Annotated in this window: 16 protein-coding genes and 1 pseudogene; 5 read left to right on the top strand and 12 right to left on the bottom strand. The window is 65.5% G+C overall.

Going from position 1 to position 17,884, the window contains the following annotated elements; genetic code table 11:
• Positions 1-98 precede the first annotated feature (98 nt).
• Positions 99-1,850: an ABC transporter ATP-binding protein/permease gene (locus ACVWYQ_RS19205; RefSeq protein ID WP_456726265.1), complete on the bottom strand. Its 1,752-nt coding sequence runs from the start codon at positions 1,848-1,850 to the stop codon at positions 99-101.
• A 363-nt stretch (positions 1,851-2,213) separates the two neighbouring features.
• Here ACVWYQ_RS19205 and ACVWYQ_RS19200 point away from each other — a divergent pair, with 363 nt between their 5' ends.
• On the top strand, positions 2,214-2,612 hold the full coding sequence (locus ACVWYQ_RS19200; RefSeq protein ID WP_157283225.1) for an META domain-containing protein: 399 nt from the start codon (positions 2,214-2,216) through the stop codon (positions 2,610-2,612).
• 124 nt (positions 2,613-2,736) lie between these two features.
• On the opposite strand, the gene ACVWYQ_RS19195 is transcribed toward ACVWYQ_RS19200, so the two are convergent.
• The 3 genes from ACVWYQ_RS19195 to ACVWYQ_RS19185 form a co-directional block, all read right to left on the bottom strand.
• Positions 2,737-3,942, bottom strand: coding sequence for a hypothetical protein (locus tag ACVWYQ_RS19195; RefSeq protein ID WP_456726264.1), 1,206 nt, complete (start codon positions 3,940-3,942; stop codon positions 2,737-2,739).
• 196 nt (positions 3,943-4,138) lie between these two features.
• Positions 4,139-5,770, bottom strand: coding sequence for a chaperonin GroEL (groL, locus tag ACVWYQ_RS19190; RefSeq protein ID WP_036014289.1), 1,632 nt, complete (start codon positions 5,768-5,770; stop codon positions 4,139-4,141).
• A gap of 118 nt (positions 5,771-5,888) precedes the next feature.
• A complete protein-coding gene (locus tag ACVWYQ_RS19185) occupies positions 5,889-6,185 on the bottom strand; it encodes a co-chaperone GroES (protein WP_025033779.1) in 297 nt (98 codons plus the stop codon).
• A 314-nt stretch (positions 6,186-6,499) separates the two neighbouring features.
• On the opposite strand from ACVWYQ_RS19185, the gene ACVWYQ_RS19180 reads away from it, so the two are divergent.
• Entirely contained in the window at positions 6,500-7,021 is a 522-nt protein-coding gene (locus ACVWYQ_RS19180) for a hypothetical protein (RefSeq protein WP_404544090.1), read from the top strand.
• Positions 7,022-7,204: 183 nt separating this feature from the next.
• On the opposite strand, the gene ACVWYQ_RS19175 is transcribed toward ACVWYQ_RS19180, so the two are convergent.
• A complete protein-coding gene (locus ACVWYQ_RS19175) occupies positions 7,205-7,990 on the bottom strand; it encodes a protein phosphatase CheZ (RefSeq protein WP_109145353.1) in 786 nt (261 codons plus the stop codon).
• A 258-nt stretch (positions 7,991-8,248) separates the two neighbouring features.
• Positions 8,249-8,488, bottom strand: a complete 240-nt coding sequence (locus ACVWYQ_RS19170; RefSeq protein WP_456727244.1) for a hypothetical protein — start codon at positions 8,486-8,488, stop codon at positions 8,249-8,251.
• Between ACVWYQ_RS19170 and ACVWYQ_RS19165 the strand changes: the two are divergent.
• Positions 8,472-9,138, top strand: a pseudogene (locus ACVWYQ_RS19165) (L,D-transpeptidase). The gene ACVWYQ_RS19170 and the pseudogene ACVWYQ_RS19165 sit on opposite strands and share 17 nt — an antisense overlap.
• A gap of 649 nt (positions 9,139-9,787) precedes the next feature.
• Here the strand turns inward: ACVWYQ_RS19165 and ACVWYQ_RS19160 are convergent.
• From ACVWYQ_RS19160 to ACVWYQ_RS19135, 6 genes are all read right to left on the bottom strand, one after another.
• The gene (locus ACVWYQ_RS19160; RefSeq protein ID WP_404544088.1) at positions 9,788-10,603 is read right to left on the bottom strand and encodes a DUF2076 domain-containing protein; all 816 of its coding nucleotides are present in this window, start codon (positions 10,601-10,603) and stop codon (positions 9,788-9,790) included.
• A 305-nt stretch (positions 10,604-10,908) separates the two neighbouring features.
• Positions 10,909-11,754 carry a ChbG/HpnK family deacetylase gene (locus tag ACVWYQ_RS19155; RefSeq protein WP_271539145.1) on the bottom strand — a complete coding sequence of 282 codons (846 nt, stop codon included), beginning with the start codon at positions 11,752-11,754 and terminating at the stop codon, positions 10,909-10,911.
• Positions 11,751-12,797 (bottom strand): glycosyltransferase family 2 protein, encoded by a 1,047-nt coding sequence (locus tag ACVWYQ_RS19150; protein WP_271539143.1) that lies wholly within the window; start codon positions 12,795-12,797, stop codon positions 11,751-11,753. The genes ACVWYQ_RS19155 and ACVWYQ_RS19150 overlap by 4 nt, the downstream gene beginning before the upstream one ends.
• An 86-nt stretch (positions 12,798-12,883) precedes the next feature.
• Positions 12,884-13,861: an ATP phosphoribosyltransferase gene (gene hisG, locus ACVWYQ_RS19145; RefSeq protein ID WP_157283217.1), complete on the bottom strand. Its 978-nt coding sequence runs from the start codon at positions 13,859-13,861 to the stop codon at positions 12,884-12,886.
• A gap of 4 nt (positions 13,862-13,865) precedes the next feature.
• Positions 13,866-15,017, bottom strand: coding sequence for an ATP phosphoribosyltransferase regulatory subunit (locus tag ACVWYQ_RS19140; protein ID WP_404544084.1), 1,152 nt, complete (start codon positions 15,015-15,017; stop codon positions 13,866-13,868).
• Between the two features lie 236 nt (positions 15,018-15,253).
• Complete coding sequence (locus tag ACVWYQ_RS19135; protein WP_271539139.1) at positions 15,254-16,009, bottom strand: 16S rRNA (uracil(1498)-N(3))-methyltransferase; 756 nt, start codon at positions 16,007-16,009, stop codon at positions 15,254-15,256.
• Positions 16,010-16,218: 209 nt separating this feature from the next.
• On the opposite strand from ACVWYQ_RS19135, the gene ACVWYQ_RS19130 reads away from it, so the two are divergent.
• Complete coding sequence (locus ACVWYQ_RS19130; protein WP_271539137.1) at positions 16,219-16,896, top strand: hypothetical protein; 678 nt, start codon at positions 16,219-16,221, stop codon at positions 16,894-16,896.
• A complete protein-coding gene (ubiA, locus tag ACVWYQ_RS19125; protein WP_271539136.1) occupies positions 16,893-17,825 on the top strand; it encodes a 4-hydroxybenzoate octaprenyltransferase in 933 nt (310 codons plus the stop codon). Before ACVWYQ_RS19130 ends, ubiA begins: the two co-directional genes overlap by 4 nt.
• Positions 17,826-17,884: the final 59 nt, after the last annotated feature.

The raw sequence follows: 17,884 nt of genomic DNA, 5'->3' as shown, positions 1-17,884 counted from the left end.
GGCAGGGCAACCTGCCGCCCTTTTGCTTTTCTCCACGCCGTCATGGCCGGGCTTGACCCGACTCGAACTTGATGACCAGCGGCCACACAGCGCTCGCCTCAGCGTGCGGCGCTCGGCTCCGCCGCACTCCGCTCGCCGCCGACGACGTGGATCGCACCGTCCTTCACCAGCGCCACCTTGCGGGTGTGGAAGGCATCGAGCGTCGAGCGGTGGCCGATCGAGACGATGGTGGCCTGCGGCAGTCTCTCCGTCAGCAGCCGGTAGAGCCGGGCTTCCGACGGCTCGTCGAGCGAGGCGGTGGCTTCGTCCAGGAACAGATAGTCCGGCGCATGCAGCAGCGCCCGCGCAAGCCCGAGACGCTGCTGCTCGCCGAGCGAGAGCATCCTGTTCCAATGGCCGTCCTCGTCCAGCCGCTCGGCGAGATCGGGCAGCCCGACCGCGATCAGGGCCTCGCGGACCTGCGCGGCGTCGAACGCGCCCGGCGCTGCCGGATAGACCACGGCATCGCGTAACACACCGACCGAGAAATAGGGCCGCTGCGGCAACATCATCAGCTTTGCCTTTTCCGGGACCACAACCGTGCCGGTGCCGAACGGCCAGATGCCGGCGATGGCCCGGAACAGCGTGGACTTGCCGGAGCCGGACGGTCCGGTCACCAGCACGCGCTCCGAGGCCTGAATGGTGAAGGCCTTGGCGGCGACCAGCGGCGTGCCGTTGGGCAGGTTCACGCAGAGCTGCTCGAGGTCGATATGGCGGCCGGCGACCTCCAGCGCGATGGCAGGCTCATGTGCCGGCAGATTGACCGCCGAGGCGACCGACATTTCGAAGCCATCGAGGCGGGCAACCACCGCACGCCATTCGGCCAGGGATCGGTAGGCGGTCACGAAGAAGGACAGGGCCTTCTGCACGCTGCCGAACGCGGACCCGGTCTGCACCATCCCCCCAAGTTGAATCTTACCGGCGAAATAGGCAGGCGCAGTGAGGATGAAGGGGAAGATCACGGCGGCTTGGGAATAGCTCGCCGTGAAGGCAGTCAGACGCTTGGTCCGGCTCATGATCGCGTACCAATTGCCGACGACATAGCCGTAGCGGAGCAGCAGTCGTTCGCGTTCGGCGCCTTCGCCCTTGAGCAGCGCAATCTGTTCGGAGTTCTCGCGCACGCGGACGAGGTTGAAGCGGAAGTCGGCCTCGTAGCGCTGCTGCTCGAAATTGAGATTGACCAGAGGCGAACCGATCCAGTGCGTGAGCAGTGTGCCGAAGATCGCGTAGACGAGCGCCGCCCATACCAAATAGCCGGGGATGGGAAAGTCGATGCCGGAGATATGCAGCGGTGCCGCGTTCGACAGCCCCCACAGAATAACCACGAACGAGAGCAGCGTGACGATCGAGGAGAGCAGTCCGATGCCGATATTGAGAGTCTGCTCGACGAAACTCCGGACGTCGTCGGTGATGCGCTGGTCCGGGTTGTCGGCCGCATCGCCCTTGAGCTGCATCCGATAGTGGGTCGCGCTATTCAGCCATTCGGCCAGATAGTGACGCGTCAGCCATTGCCGCCAGCGAATCTGGAGCCACTGATTGAGATAGAGCTGGTAGACGGAAAGCGCGACGCTGGCGCTCGCGAGCAGTGTGAAGACGCCCAGCTCCCAGACGAAGCCGTTCCAGTCGCGCTCCTGGAGATAGTTGTAGAAGCGGCTGTACCATTGGTTCACGAGCACATCGATGGCGACCAGCAGCAGTTCGATCACGATCACCGCGGCGAGCAGGCCGCGGCCGGCCCATTTGTCCTCTGACCGGAAATAAGGGATGGCGATTCGCCAGACGATCGCGAGCGTGGCGCGGATGTTGTTCACAGAGCTGGATCTCCTCAGGGGATGTGCACGATGCCCAGAGCCAAATAGCTGAGGCGATGGCGGAAATGGGCGCGCTTAGACGAAAGTCGCAAGTTCTGCAATTTGCGTTGGATTGTCGCAGCCAGCAACCCTAGCATGGTGCCCGCCGGTGCGGGGCAGGGTGCTCCGGGATTTCGCGACCTTGTGAGCGGCCGGGAACCGCCGCATGCGCGAATTTTGCGGCGCGGCTCGCTTTCTCGTTCGGCGTTCGAGGCGCCCCGGGCTTCGCCATGCCGGTGCGCCCGGATCGACCATGCGCGAACCTTCTCAACGCCCCCGCCGTCTCATAGAAGGTGCGGCAAGTCAGGTCGGTCGAGAGGTCTCATGGTTTCGTTCCAGCGATTGGTGTGTGCGGCGGTTGCAATGTTCGCGATGTCCACACTCGCGCGTGCCCAGGAGGGGTTTCCGTTCGGCACCGAGATGACGCTGGAGGCGTTGCCGCAGGCAGGCTCGAAGCGGATTCCCAACATCGAGATCGGCGACAATGGCGAGGTCGTGCTGGAGCTCTGGTGCAAGGGCGGCAAGGGCCAGTTCTCGGTCGCCGGCAACACCGTGATCTTCGTGCCCGGCCAGATCGAGAACCGCAACTGTCCGCCGGCGAGAGCGCAGGCCGACGACGAGCTCGTCGCAGCCCTCGGCAGCGTCGAGACCTGGAAGCGCCAGGGCGACGTGCTGACGCTAATCGGCCCGAAGCCGCTGCGCTTCAGGACGACGGGGAATTAGGTCTCTGTCATTCCCCGCGAAGGCGAGGAATCCAGTACGCCGCACCTATCGATTCCATCGCTGCTGTCTCGGAATACTGGATCGCCCGGTCAAGCCGGGCGATGACAGCGGTGGCTGTCTCAGCCTACTTCCACACCGACTTGTCGGCGTCCCAGCGCTGGCCCTTCAGCTCCTTGACGAGCGCCTCGATCGAGCCGTTGTCGTCGGGCAGATCGCCTTCTTCGTCGAGGCTCGCATCGTCGGACAGATTGAGCCTGGCCCCGCTGCCCTCGTCGGCCGTCGTGGTCGCCGGGCTGCCGATCCAGAGCATGAGCTTGTCCGTGGTGCCCGGCTTGTCGGGCGAGACCAGGCCTGCGACCTCGATCGTGTCGGTGAGCTCGAGTGCCGGGAAGTCCTGGTTCGGCCGCTTGAACACCAGCTTGAGCCTGCCGGTGGCCGGGTTGAAGTTTTGCGTGACCGCCTTTGCGGCGAGCGTCCTGCTCAGCACGCTCGCCACCGCCGTTGCAAGCTTGCCCTTGTTGATCTTGTCGCCCTCGCGCCAGTCGGCCGCAGGGAAGCGGATGGTGCGGTCCATCTCGGTCATGCCTGCGGTCCAGCCTGCGGCCGTGACGCCCGGCATCGCCTTGAATTTCGCCAGCAGCGCGCCGGCGCGCTCGGGATCGACCGACATGGTGATGGTCTGCTCGCCCGCGCGCAGCGCGTCGCAGCCGACATTGAGGCTCGCCAGCGTCACCTCGACCTCCTGGCCCTTCAGGCTCTTCAGGAACTCGGTCGCGGCGTCGAGCTTGACCTTGACCGCGATCGCTTCCGGCGAGACGTCGGTGAAATCCTTTGGCTGCGCCGTGATGCCGTCGTCGGAGCTCTGACTGTCCAGGAATTCCTTTTCGCTGAGATCGGAATTGTCCGGCGAGGTCACTTCGGTCACCGCCTGGCCGATCGCGATCTGGCCGCGGAATTCAAACATGTCGCCGGACTGCTTGCGCGTCAGCTTGACGCTGACCGGCGACTTCTCACTGATGCTCTGCGTCGTTCCGGTCAGCGTCTGGCCGGCGACCTGGAGGTTGACGACGAAGCGGTCCTTGCGGTCGGAGTTTTTCGCGATGGGGTAGCAGACGTCGAGCACCGCCGCGGTCAGCGTCTTGCCCTGGCGCGTCTCCTTCAGGATCACGTCGGCATTGCCGTCCATCAGCCCGTCCATCGCGGTGAAATAGCGCGTCTCGGCTCCGCCCGGCGCGGTCGCCTTCGGCGACAGCTTCATCTGGGCGGAGGCCTGCGGCGGAACGGCGAGCAGGGCCAGAACGGCCGTGGAGCAAACCAGAAGCGCACGCATCGATGACATCCTCGCGCAACGGCCATGATCCGGAAAGCGTGAAGCGGTCTGAGGATCATGCCCAAACAATCAGAATCGGCGCGCCACCGTAGTGGGTTTTGGCCGCTGGTTGAATCGGAAAGCGAAACGGGCAGGGTCGGCAAAAAAGAAGGCCGCCCGGAGGCGGCCTTCGCAACTCTGTCACGGAACGGAAGGCTTAGAAGCCGCCCATGCCGCCGCCGGGGGGCATGGCGGGCGGAGCTTCCTTCTTCGGCATCTCGGCGACCATGGCCTCGGTGGTCACCAGGAGGCCGGCCACGGAGGAGGCGTCCTGCAGCGCGGTGCGCACCACCTTGGCGGGATCGATGATGCCCTTCTCGACCATGTCGACATAGTCCTCGTTCTGGGCGTCGAAGCCGAAGGTCTCGGACTTGTTCTCCAGGATCTTGCCGACCACGATCGAGCCTTCCACGCCGGCGTTCTCGGAGATCTGGCGAATCGGGGCTTCCAGCGCCTTCAGCACGATGTTGATGCCGGCCTGGACGTCGTCATTGGCGTTGGTGAGACGGCCGACCGCCTTCTTGGCGCGGAGCAGCGCGACGCCGCCGCCGGGGACGATACCTTCCTGAACCGCGGCGCGGGTGGCGTTGAGCGCATCCTCGACCCGGTCCTTCTTCTCCTTGACCTCGATCTCGGTGGCGCCGCCGACGCGGATCACCGCGACGCCGCCGGCGAGCTTGGCGAGGCGCTCCTGCAGCTTCTCGCGGTCGTAGTCCGAGGTGGTCTCCTCGATCTGGGCCTTGATCTGGCCGACGCGGGCCTCGATGTCAGGCTTCTTGCCGGCGCCGTTGACGATCGTGGTGTTCTCCTTGTCGATCACCACCTTCTTGGCGCGGCCGAGCATCTTCACCGTGACGTTCTCGAGCTTGATGCCGAGCTCCTCGGAGATCAGCTGGCCGCCGGTCAGGATCGCGATGTCCTCCAGCATGGCCTTGCGGCGGTCACCGAAGCCCGGCGCCTTCACCGCGGCCACCTTCAGGCCGCCACGGAGCCGGTTGACGACCAGGGTAGCCAGCGCCTCGCCCTCGACGTCCTCGGCGATGATGACGAGCGGCTTGCCCGACTGCACCACGGCCTCCAGCACCGGCAGCATGGCCTGCAGGCCCGAGAGCTTCTTCTCGTGCAGGAGGATGTAGGCGTCCTCGAGCTCGGCGGTCATCTTCTCGGCGTTGGTGACGAAGTAGGGGCTGAGATAACCGCGGTCGAACTTCATGCCCTCGACGATATCAACCTCGGTCTCGAGCGACTTGTTCTCCTCGACGGTGATGACGCCCTCGTTGCCGACCTTCTGCATCGCCTGGGCGATCATCTTGCCGATGGCGGCATCGCCGTTGGCCGAGATGGTGCCGACCTGGGCGACCTCGGAGGAGGCGGCGACCGGCTTGGCGCGCTTCTCGATGTCCTTGATGACGGCGGCAACCGCGGTGTCGATGCCGCGCTTGAGGTCCATCGGGTTCATGCCGGCGGCGACTGCCTTGGCGCCTTCGCGCACGATGGCCTGGGCCAGCACGGTCGCGGTGGTGGTGCCGTCGCCGGCGAGGTCGTTGGTCTTGGAGGCGACCTCACGCACCATCTGGGCGCCCATGTTCTCGAACTTGTCCTCGAGCTCGATCTCCTTGGCGACCGTGACGCCGTCCTTGGTGATGCGGGGGGCGCCGAAGCTCTTCTCGATGACGACGTTGCGGCCCTTGGGGCCGAGCGTCACCTTGACGGCGTTGGCGAGAACGTCGACGCCGCGCAGCATGCGATCGCGCGCGTCTCCGGAAAACTTGACGTCTTTGGCAGCCATGGTCTGCAATCCCTCGTGTTATGTGATGTGTGTTGTCTTGTGCCGTGCGGCGGAACGATGGATGCCCGGATCGCCTGGATCCGGGCATGACATTCAGCGGCTGTTCAGGCGGACGGCCTTAGGCCAGCACGCCCATGATGTCCGACTCCTTCATGATCAGGAGCTCTTCGTTGTCGATCTTGACCTCGGTGCCCGACCACTTGCCGAACAGCACGCGGTCGCCGACCTTGAGGTCGATCGGGATCAGCTTGCCGGTCTCGTCGCGGCCGCCGGGGCCGACGGCGACGACCTCGCCTTGGGACGGCTTTTCCTTGGCCGTGTCCGGAATGATGATGCCGCCCTTGGTCTTTTCCTCGGCGTCGATACGTTTGACCACGACACGGTCATGCAGCGGACGAAATTTGGATTTAGCCATGACGTTTCCCTTTGGAGGCTCGCTTCGGAAGTAGTGGGGTCGGTGGGGCGGCGCTTCCGTCCGCCCTCGCGTCGAGGATCGAACGGCGCGCTTAGCAATCGGGCTTTCCGAGTGCTAATAGTGGGTCCGGAAATATGGCTTGGCCGCGATCCTGTCAAGCAAAGGTGGTTAAGCGATTGTTGAGGCGGATATAGGATGGTGGCATTGGAAACTCGCTCGGGGCGTCGCCGTAGAGAACGACGTCATTGCTCCGGCAGCGGTTTTGCGCTTGGCTGCGGGAGGGGTGCGGCCATGGTCTTGTTCGGGGGAATGCCATGATCAGTTCGGCTCACGCGCGCACGGTTGCCAATCTGGCGGTCGTCTCTTGTCTGGCGCTGCTGCTGGGCGCCTGCGGCGGCGGCTTCAACCTGCCGTCCCTCACGTCGTCCCCGCCGCCGCCCGAAGCCGAACCTGGCGTCGCTCCGGAAATGCCCGCCAGCATCCGCGCCGACGAGATCGTCGGCCGCTGGGGCCTCGCCTCGTTCCAGAACCCGGCCGATCGCGCCCGCACCGAGAAGATGGCGCGCGAGCAATGCAGAAACCCCTACGTGATCACCGCCGGTTCCTCCGGTGGCGTGATCATGCATCTCGCCGACCAGGCGACGCCGCAGGAGCTGCGGCTGAAGGGCTCGCCGAGCGGCAAGAACTACATCGGGCCGGCCGGCCCGACCCCCGGCGACCAGGACCGCGAAATCGTCTCCTTCGACGGTCGCGTCATGATCACCCGCTTCATCGACAAGGACGCCGGCACCCGCTACGGCAACATGGTCTACGTCCGCTGCGCGCCCAGGGCGTAATATCTCTCCTTCGTCATGCCCCGCCAAGGCGGGGCATCCAGTATGCCGCGGCTTCCCGGCTCAATCACTGATGCCTCTGGAATACTGGATCGTCCGGTCAAGCCGGACGATGACAGCGGAGGGGTCCTAAACAAAAAACGCCGGCCCAAGGCCGGCGTTTTGTTATTCCTATATCGCCCCCGCTCAGTCGAACAGCGCGTCGATGTCGTCCTGCGAGGCGTGGCCGACGTCGCCGGCGAGCTTGGGGCCGTTGAGGAGCTTCTCCTCCTCGCTGCGATTGTCGACCTGCGCCGGCACATGGGACTTGATCGCGTCGACGCCGCCCCAGATCTCCATCATCGCGTTGATGTGCTGCTCGATGAACTTCATCGTGCCCATGACCTTGCTGATGCGCTGGCCGGTCAGGTCCTGGAAGTTGCAGGCTTCGAAGATCGAGATGACGCGTTCCTGAATGTCGTCGGCAAGGCGCTTCTGCTGATCGATCGAGTCCACCTTGGACATCGCGCTGGCGGCCTGGTCGATCGATTCCGCGGCTTCGAGGATCTGCTGGGTCGCCTGCTCGGTGCCGCCGACCACGGCGCCGAGCTCGCCGTTGACCTTGGCCATCTCGCCGCCGTCGAAGCTCTTGCCGTGCAGCGTCGCGATCTCGCGCTTGGTGCGGTCGATGGCGTCGTGGATGAGGTCGAGCTCGACCTTCAGCTTCTCGCACTGCTCGATCTGCGCCCGGTAGGTCTCGAGCATGGTGCGCGCTTCGGCAAGCTCGTGCGCGGTCGAGGCGTCGATCGCCGCCATGGCAGCGCTGCCGGACAGCGGGGCCGCGACGATGCCCTTTGCCATCTGGGCGCGGATCGCGCGAAGCTCGGCCATGATCTCGCTATGCATCGGGAGTGCCTCTTCAGTTACGTCTACAATGGGCATCTCGCCACCGACGATATCTTCGACGCGAAAACGCTTGCGGTGAACAGCCATCAGGATACTCCCCCCACCTCACTCACGCGTCTTTGTAGACAGAAGCGATTTAACACGAAGTTCACAGCAGGAACTGCTGATCGGCCGCGCGCGACGCGGCGCAAAGAAGCGATTAACCATCACCGCGCGGCGTTCATCGAAAATAAACGCTGATCGCCAAATTGCAGGCGCACTCGCGACGTGGTGAATCCAAACGCGCTGTCCGTTTACCAAACAAAACGGCTTTTGCTTTTTATTGACCACGTCGAAGAGCGCGGATCAGCCACCGGCTCTCCACGACGCATGTGATCTAGACGAAACAGTACAGAGTACGTCGATGTTCAAGAAAATGTCTGTCGCGCTGCTCGGCAGCGCTTGCACCTTCATGGCCGGCGCGAACGACGCAGGCGCCTTCGACAACAGCGTGCCGAACGATCCGCCCGCGGTGCTGTACCAGCCGCGCGTGCCGCCGGCGCCGGTGCGCGTGGCGTCCCATTCCAACATGGGCGGCGGCTTCATCGAATTCCTGTTCGGCGATGGCCCCGGCCGCGGCCCGGCCTACGGCGCCGGAGCGGCCGGTGTATCAGCAGCAGCCGGGCTATTACGACCAGCGGCGCCTGCCCCCGATGGGCGAGCCGCAGATGCAAGGTGGGTATCAACAAGGCGGATATCAGCAGGGCGCGTCTCCGCAGCAGGAGGCGGTCGATCCGCGGCAGCGTCCGTTCGATCCGAAATTCGAGAAACAACTCGTTGACTATAGCGGCAAGGAAAGTCCCGGCACGATCGTAGTCGATACGCCGAACAAGTTCCTCTATCTCGTCGAGGGCAACGGCCGGGCATTGCGCTACGGCATCGGCGTCGGTCGTCCCGGCTTCACCTGGTCCGGCGTGAAATCGATCACCGCCAAGCGCGAATGGCCGGACTGGACGCCGCCGGCGGAAATGCTCGCGCGCCGGCCCGATCTGCCCAGGCACATGGAAGGCGGCCCGGAAAATCCGCTCGGTGCCCGTGCGATGTACCTGGGATCGACGCTCTATCGCATCCACGGCTCCAACGAGCCCTGGACCATCGGCACCAACGTCTCCTCCGGCTGCATCCGCATGCGCAACGAGGACGTCATCGACCTCTATGGCCGCGTCAATGTCGGCACCAAGGTCGTGGTGTTGTGAAGCGTCATGCGCTCGATGGAGCGATCAAGTCCGGGTGCCGCGTCGGCTCGAAATGCGCGGCGTCGAAGGGACGCTGCCGCCGCCAAACGTCTGCCTGAATAGTCCTACGTCCGATGACGGTGCCTCGACCCGGGACGAAGGACAGCGGAGCGGCGAGGACGAGTTGATGAAGCCGAATGCGGTGCGCGAGCCGAGCGGTTCAGCCGCCGCACCGACAGCTCTGCCTTCCTGAGGCGCTCGTGCAGTCCCTCCAACTCGTACAATTCGGTGATGAGATGGGTCGTGACGTCGCTCAGGGTCGCGATGCGCTGTTGAAGTGAACTCATTCTTAAAACCCCCGACTGTAGCCAAGAGAGGCAGCCACGATGTGTGGCATAAGCAATGTGTTCTTCCAATTGAACACCCATGTCCAAATTTGGAAATCCGGGAGTCTACGGCGGCGTGTGTCGGAGGACGATTTCGCTCGGTATGGTGAAGTCAGGCGCACCTCGTGACGTTTTGCACGGTGCTGTCCGACAACGCACGCACTAGTCATATTATATCGAATGGCATCATGGCGTGTGGTGGCAGAGCAGAAGTGCGTCGAGCTCTGCTTGAACAGAAATCGGCCGCCCGGAGGCGGCCGTTCCACATCTGTCGGTCGAATGGCCTACGCGTAATCGCTGCCGCCGTCGTCGTCGCCGCCGAAATCGCTGTTGTCGGCCGTGTCGAAGCTGTCGTCGTGATCGTTGCCGTAGTTCTGGTCGTAGTTGTCGCGCTCGTTCGACGCCTGGTCGAAGAAGCCCTGGCGGGATTCCCGGTTCGAGCCGATGTCATCGAGGCCGGCCTCGCGCGCCAGCGAGCCGCCGGACTGATCGCCGCCGCCCCAAGGACTTCCACCAGCGCTGCGGTCGCCGAGCGCGTTGCTGTCGCCAAAACCCTGCTGGTGCGATCCGCCCATCATGCCGCGGATGCTCGAGAGCAGCAGCGAGCCGCCGACGACGCCGGCTGCGGCCGCCGCCGCCGTGCCGAGGAACGAGCCGCCGCCACCGCCGATCGGCGGAGCGCCCTGACCCGGACCTTGGCCGTAAGCCTGTCCGTAAGGCGGCGCGCCGTAACCCGGCTGGCCTTGCGGCATCGCCTGTCCGGTATTCCAAGCCGGACGCTGCTCACGCTGCGGCACATTCGGCACCGAGCCGCGGGACGGGCCGCCGCCAAACAATGTGTCGCGCATGGTGTCGAGGAAGCCGCCGGACTGCGCCTGCTCGGGCGCGTGGGCCGCTTCCAGCTCCTGGATGCGGGCATTGGCGCGCTTCAGCGCTTCGTCCTGCACCAGCGTGGTCTGCACCAGCGCGTAGATGGCGCCGGGCGCCTTGCGCAGGCCGTCGGAGATCGCGGCAATCGCATCGGGATCGCGCGGTGCATTCTCGAGCTTAGAAAGCCGGTCAAAAAGGTCGTCGACGAGCTGGCGTTCCTGCGGCGTCATGATCTGTCTCCTTCGCGCCAAACCAAGCGCGAGAGGAGATGTAGGGTTCCATTATGGCCCCAACAGTGCCGGCCGGATTAAATTTCGGTATGCGACAAGCTGCCTCGCCGCTTCGGCAGATTTCTCGCGTCTTCGGCGGTTTCCTTGATCAGAAGTGGGACGTCGTGCCCCATGCGGCTGACGGAGCGACCGTCGTCGTGGAAGCCTTCAGCCCGGTAAACGCCGAAAGACGTCTCCGTCAGTGAAAAACGCCAGCCTGGTAGCTCTGGAAAAAGGCGGTCTCGATTGTCCATGAGGGCAGCATATCACTTCAGTGTCACGTTGCTATCCGCCAGCAGGCGCGCGAAGGCATCGCCCGCGAGATAGGCGTGCTCGCGCTCGCGCACGTCGGTCATGGGATCGAGGCCGGTGAGGACATCGTCGACGAAGCCGGGATGGCACATCACGAGGCCGCCATCTGGGAGGCCGTCCAGGAATTGCCGCATCAACGCGCCGAAATCGGCGGCGCGGGTGAAATCATAGGCGCCGGCGAAAGCGGGGTTGAAGCTGAGGCCGGCGCTGCCGGCGCGGCGGCGGAATTGCGCGCTGAGACCATCGAGCACCAGCGCCTTCGGTGAGGCCAGCCGCTGCCGAAGCGGCAGATCGCGGCCGCCCTGGCGCACCCAGGCGTTCGGCGCAACCTCGACCACCGCATCGACGAAGCCGTCGCGCACCTGCGGGAAGAGCTGCACATGCTGGTGACCGTCGACGAAGTCGGGGGCGCGTCCGAACGCGTCCATGAAGGCGGCCAGCTGCGCCTTCACCTCGTTGCGGATGAATTCACGGTCGAGTCGCCGCAAAAGTGCGGCGCACAGCAGTTTTGGAAAGGCCAAGAACATGTCGCCGTCCAAGGGGCGGAAATGCATGGTGAGCGGCCGGAACGGCGCCGACAGCGTCACGTGCAATCCGATCGCGCATCGCGGGCTTTGCGTTGCCGAAGCCTGCAGCGCCTCGACGTCGCTGCGCGCAATCGCGGGCCCCACCATCATCACCGAGGTGGCGTTGAGGCGGCCGCGTTCGATCAGGTCGCGAATGGCGCGGTTGACGCCCGGGCTGATGCCGTAATCGTCGGCGCAGAGCCAGATCCGCCGCGGGCTCGCGGCCACGCTCATTCGGCTGCCGTCCTGCTCGCGGCCTCATCGGCCTTGGCGGCTTCGAAATGCTTTTCGCTGTGCTCGGCCACGAAGTAGATCGGGCGCGCCTTCAGCTCGGAGAGGATCTTGCCGATATATTCGCCGACGATGCCGATCATGATGAGCTGCACGCCGCCGATCGTCATCAGGCCGATCACGAGCGAAGGATAGCCGGGCACCTGCTTGCCGGTCGTGAACACTTCCCAGAGGATCGAAAGGCCGAACAGGAAGGCGCCGCCGGCGAGAATGACGCCGAGCAGGCTGGCGAAGCGGAGCGGTGCCACCGAGAAGGACGTCAGGCCTTCGATCGACAGGCCAAGCAGGCTCGCGGCGTTGAAGGTGGTGACGCCATGGGCACGCGCTGCGGGCTCGTAGTCGACGCGGATCTGGCGGAAACCGATCCAGCTCGCGAGGCCCTTGAAGAAGCGGTTGCGTTCCGGCAGCTGCCTCAGCGCGGCGACCGCGCGGGGCGACAGCAGGCGGAAATCGCCGGCGTCCTCCGGAATCTTCTGGCGGGCGCCCCAATTGATCAGCGCGTAGAAGCCGTGCACCGCGACCCGGCGCAGGAAGGACTCGTTGTCGCGATGCGCCTTGGCGGTGTAGACGACGTCATAGCCGTCATCGATCCAGTGCCGCACCAGCTGTTCAACCAGCGCCGGCGGATGCTGGCCGTCGCCGTCCATGAACATGACCGCGCCGAGGCGGGCATGGTCGAGGCCCGCCATCAGCGCGGCCTCCTTGCCGAAATTGCGCGACAGCGACACCACCTGAACGTCGATGGCGTCGGCCGGCAATGACCGCGCGATCGACAGCGTCGCATCCTTGCTGCCGTCGTCGACATAGACCACCTCGCAAGACAGGCGATAGCGCTGCCGCAGCGTCTTGGCGAGCTCGCAGATGCGCTGGTGCAGAGCGGCGAGGCCCGCCGCCTCGTTGTAGACGGGGATGACGATCGACAGCCCCTTCGCGGCGGCGCTGGCTGCGGTGGTCGTCATGCCGGATACGTCAGAGCCCAGCGTCATCGATCAAGGTTCCAGAGGTGTTTAGGTCTTCTCAACCGCATATGGTAGCTGCCCTTTGCTGTCGCAAAGCTGAACAAACCTTGGGCTCACCGATCCAGGAACGCCTCGAGCTTGGCGAACAGCGGGTTCTCCCGGTCGAACACGTAGTCGAGCGACACCACCGAGACGGTCTCGGCGCCATGCTCGCGCAGGAAGCTCGCCAGCGCGTAGAGCTGCCCCGGTGGGCAGTGCAGGGTCAGCATGCCTGACGAGGTCGGACCGCCGAACGGGGCCTCCACGCCGAACCGGCTGTGGGCTTCCCCGAGCAGGGCGGCATCGCATTGGCGGAAGCGGGTGCGGACTTCGCGGTACTTGTTGGCCCGCGCCCGTGCTGCGATGTGATCGAGGATGACACGCGCCGTCTCGCGCGCCTGCGGCGACCAGTCGGCCTCCTTGGCGGCCACCAGATTGGCCTGGCTGCGCAGGATCACGCCGTCGTCGAGCACCCGCAGGCCGTTGGCGGCGAGCGTCGCGCCGGTCGTGGTGATGTCGACGATCAGCTCGGCGCTGCCGGCCGCCGGCGCCCCTTCGGTGGCGCCCGCGCTTTCGACGATGCGGTAATCGCTGATGCCGTGAGCCTGGAAGAAGCCGCGGGTGAGGTTGACGAACTTGGTCGCGACCCGCATCCGCATGTGATGCTGCTCGCGGAAGCCGGTGGTGACGTCGTCGAGGTCGGCCATGGTGCGGACGTCGATCCAGGCCTGCGGCACCGCGACGACGACGTCGGCATAGCCGAAGCCGAGCCCGTCGATCAGCGACACGCGCTTGTCGGCATCGGCGATGTTCTCGCGCACGAGATCTTCGCCGGTGACGCCGAGATGCGCGAAGCCGCGCGACAGCTGCGCGGCGATCTCGCTCGCCGAGAGATAGGCGACCTCGACATTGTCGAGGCCTGCGATGGTGCCGCGGTAGTCGCGGGCGCCGCCGGCCTTCGACAGTTTGAGGCCGGCACGGGCAAAGAAGGCCTCGGTGTTTTCCTGCAGGCGGCCCTTGGAGGGAACGGCCAGAACGAATGGCGCGCTCATGATTTTACGCTCCCACCTTGCGGCCGATCCGGTTCAGCGCCTCCACCCAGACCGAGAAGCCGACCGCCGGAATCGGCTCGCTTGATCCGAGCTGGGTCATCAGCCCGTCGTAGCGGCCGCCGGCGACCAGCGGCTCGGTGCCGTTGCCGCTGTGATGCAGCTCGAACTCAAAGCCGGTGTAGTAGTCGAGCCCGCGCCCGAAGGCGGTCGAGAAACGAATCTGCCTCACGTTGATGCCGCGCGCGGCCATGAAGCCGACCCGGCTCTCGAACTGATCGATCGCAGACGCGAGATCGAGCTTCGCGTCGGCGGTGAGTGCGCGTAGCTCGGCGATGGCGTCGTCCGGATTGCCCGATATCGACAGGAAGCGCTTGAGCACGGCAATGGCCTCGCGCGGCAGCGCGCCGCCCTTCAGCGTCGATTGCTCGAGGAAGCGATCGGCGATCTCGGCCGTGGTGCGGCCGCCGACATTGGTGGTGCCGGCGATCGACATCAGATCGGTGACGAAGGCGAGCGCCGCCTTGCGGTCGGAGCCGGCAAGGGCCGCCAGCACGCCCTCATATTCGCTGCGTGTCGCGGTGGTCGCGGCCGCGAGCCGCTCGAGATCCTGCTCCAGGCTGATCTTGCGGTTGAAATCCTTGACCAGGCGGCGCCGCCAGACCGGATAGAGGTTGAGCGCGTCGAGCAGCGCATTGAACAAGGCGACGTCGCCGGTGCGGATCTCGACGTCGCGGACGCCGAAGGCGGCCGTCGCCTCTAGCCCCAGCGCCAGCATCTCGGCATCAGCCGCGGCGCGGTCCTGACGGGCGAACGATTCGATGCCGGCCTGGAGGAATTCACGGGCCTGGCCGCTACGGTAGCGGAACACCGGACCGAGATAGCTGAACCCCGCCGGCTGGCCGGCGCGCCCCGAGGCCAGATAGTCGCGCGCGACAGGAATGGTCAGGTCCGGGCGCAGGCAGAGCTCCTCGCCGGAGAGGTCGGTGGTCAGGTACAGGCTCTTGCGGATGTCCTCGCCGGACAGGTCCAGGAACGGCTCGGCCGGCTGCAGGATGGCGGGCTCGGCCCTGACGTAGCCGGCCTGCGCAAACGACAAGAGCAGCGTATCCGCCCAGGCGGCGGAGCCGGCAGCATTTGAGGTGGCAGTCGCGGTCATCTCAGCGGTCCATCGTCCCGGCGGAACCGGGCAGGCAAGGGGAGGCGAATTGGCGCAGCCCTTAGCATGGCCCGACAGCGGTTTCGACCTCCAAAGGATCAATCGCTTAACGGGTGGCTCATTCGTCATGGCCGGGCTTGTCCCCGCCATCCACGCCTTGCCCTCCGGCGCAAAGGACGTGGATGCCCGGGACAAGCCCGGGCATGACGACGCCCTGCGTTTGCACGCTGACGAAGCTAGCTGGCCTTGCCGCCCCAATCCCCCAGCACCGCCTGCACCAGCGCCAAGGCGGCGACGGCGGCTGTGTCCGCCCGCATGATGCGGGGGCCGAGCGCCAGCCGCAGGATTTTGGGCTGGCGCAGCAACAGCGCCCGCTCTTCTTCGGCAAAACCGCCCTCGGGGCCGATCAGCACGTCGATACCGCGTCCGACCTCGCGCGCGCCTTGCAGGCTCTGAATGGGATCTTGAACCTCCGCCGCCTCGTCGCAGAAGATCAGCAACCGGTCGGCGGGACGCTGGCTCAGGAAGCGCTCCAGCGGCACCGGCTCGGCCACGCTGGCGATGCTGAGGATGCCGCATTGCTCGGCCGCCTCGACCACATTGGCGCGCATCCGCTCGGTGTTGACCCGGGATGCCTGGGTGAACCGGGTCAACACCGGCTGCAGCGCGGCGGCGCCCATCTCGATGGCCTTCTGCACCATGTAGTCCAGCCGGGCATGCTTGAGCGGGGCAAAGACGTAAGTGAGGTCCGCGAGCCGGTCCTGGGGCCGGGTCTGCTGCAGGATCACGAGGCCGTTCGGCCGCTTGCGGCCCTCGATGGCGGCCTGCCACTCGCCATCCCTGCCGTTGAAGGCCAGGACCTCGGCCCCGGCCGCGAGCCGCAGCACATTGCCGAGATAATTGCTCTGGTCGCGGTCGAGCGGCACCCTGGCGTCCTGGGCCAGGGGGGCATCGACGAACAGGCGGGGGGCGCGAAAATCGTGAGAAGGCATCGCTTGGGGTCCGATTACCGGCCGTTCTTAACCGAAAGGCGCCATTTCGGGGGTAAATATTGCCGAACTGGTGCGTCCCAGCGCCGCGCTCTCGCCCTATTCCACGGGTTGTTAAGCGCCGGCGGGAATCGTAAAAACGCGAACACGCTGGTCGCGCTTCAATTGGGAAGCCCTGAGCCCCGTAAGCTCCTGCCGGAGAGACTATCTTGATGATCCGTCATTTGATGGTTCCGATCACTGCCGCCATGGTCGCCACCGCCTTGGTCGGCATGAGTGCTGTGGGCGCGTCTGCGCAAAGCGCGTTCCCGGCGCCGCTGCCCAACCAGGCTGCCGCCAATTCCCCATTTCCTCCGGTTAACGGTTCGGCACCGACGGCTTCGGTCGGTACGGCTCCGCAATCGTCCTTTCCGGTGAACGGTGCTGCCCCGATCGGCGGCGCCGGCGCCTTCAGCGCCGCTCCGCCGACGCAGGCCGGTCCCGGCGAGGACTGCATGAAGGCCTTCATTCCGCTGCGCGAGGAAGCCGAGAAGCGCGGCAAGCTGATCAAGGCCGCCAGCGACCGTCACGCGCCGCCGGACGAGGCCTGCAAGCTGATCCGCAATTTCAGCCAGGCTGAAGTCAAGATGATCAAGTACATCGAGACCAATGCCGCCAAATGTGGAATCCCGCCGCAGATCGGCGCGCAGCTGAAGGACGGTCACAAGAACACCGAGGCCATGGCGACGAAGGTCTGCAACGTCGCGCAGCAGATGCAGAACCAGCCGCGCGGTCCGGCCGGTCCGTCGCTGAGCGAGGTGCTGGGCTCGGGCTCGGCGCCCGAGGCCAATGCCGGCAAGAAGGGCGGCAGCACCTTCGATACGCTCAACGGCAACGTCCTGACGAGATGAACGATACATCCGCCCGCGTTGCCGATTCCACCGGCAACTGGGTCGATACGCTCGCGCCGCATTGGGCGCGGCCTTACCTGCGCCTGTCCCGCTTCGATCGCCCGATCGGCTCCTGGCTTCTCCTGATGCCATGCTGGTGGTCGGCGGCGCTGGCCGCCGGCATGGCGCATGACATTCGCGGCCTGCCGCTCACCATCGTGCTGTTCTTCATCGGCGCTTTCGTCATGCGCGGGGCCGGCTGCACCTGGAACGACATCACCGATCGCGACCTCGATGACAAGGTCGAGCGCACGCGCTCGCGGCCGCTGCCGTCGGGGCAGGTGACCACCAGGCAGGCGCTGGTCTTCATGCTCGCGCAGGCGCTGGTCGGTCTTGCGGTGCTGCTGCAGTTCAACCGCTTCGCGATTGCAACGGGCATCGCCTCACTCCTGATCGTCGCGATCTATCCCTTCATGAAGCGCATCACCTGGTGGCCGCAGATCGTGCTCGGGCTCGCCTTCTCCTGGGGCGCGTTGATGGGGTTTGCCGTCACCTTCGGCCGCATCGACGCTACCGCGCTCGTGCTCTATGCCGGCGCAATCTCCTGGGTGATCGGCTATGACACGATCTACGCGCATCAGGACGCGGAGGACGACGCGCTGATCGGCATCAAGTCGACCGCGCGCCTGTTCGGCGCGCATACGCGCCAGGCGCTTGTCCTGTTCTACGGGCTCGCGGTGATGCTGATCGGCGTCGCGCTGGCGTCTGGCGAAGCGCGCTGGCCGGCCTGGCTCGGGCTAGCCGCCTTCGCCGCGCATCTGGTGTGGCAGATCGCGCGGCTAAATATCGCCGATGGCGCGCTCTGCCTGCGCCTGTTCAAGTCGAACCGCGATGCCGGCTTGCTGTTGTTTGCGGGATTGCTCGCCGACGCGGTGCTGCGGGCGGCGTGACGCGAAATGCGTAGGGTGGATTAGCGAAGCGTAATCCACCAACTCCTATCTGCGCGGAA

It is taken from the genome of Bradyrhizobium sp. USDA 3397 (assembly GCF_054060965.1).
Note: the sequence above shows the minus strand (reverse complement) of the source record. Positions and strands in the feature narration are given on the sequence as shown.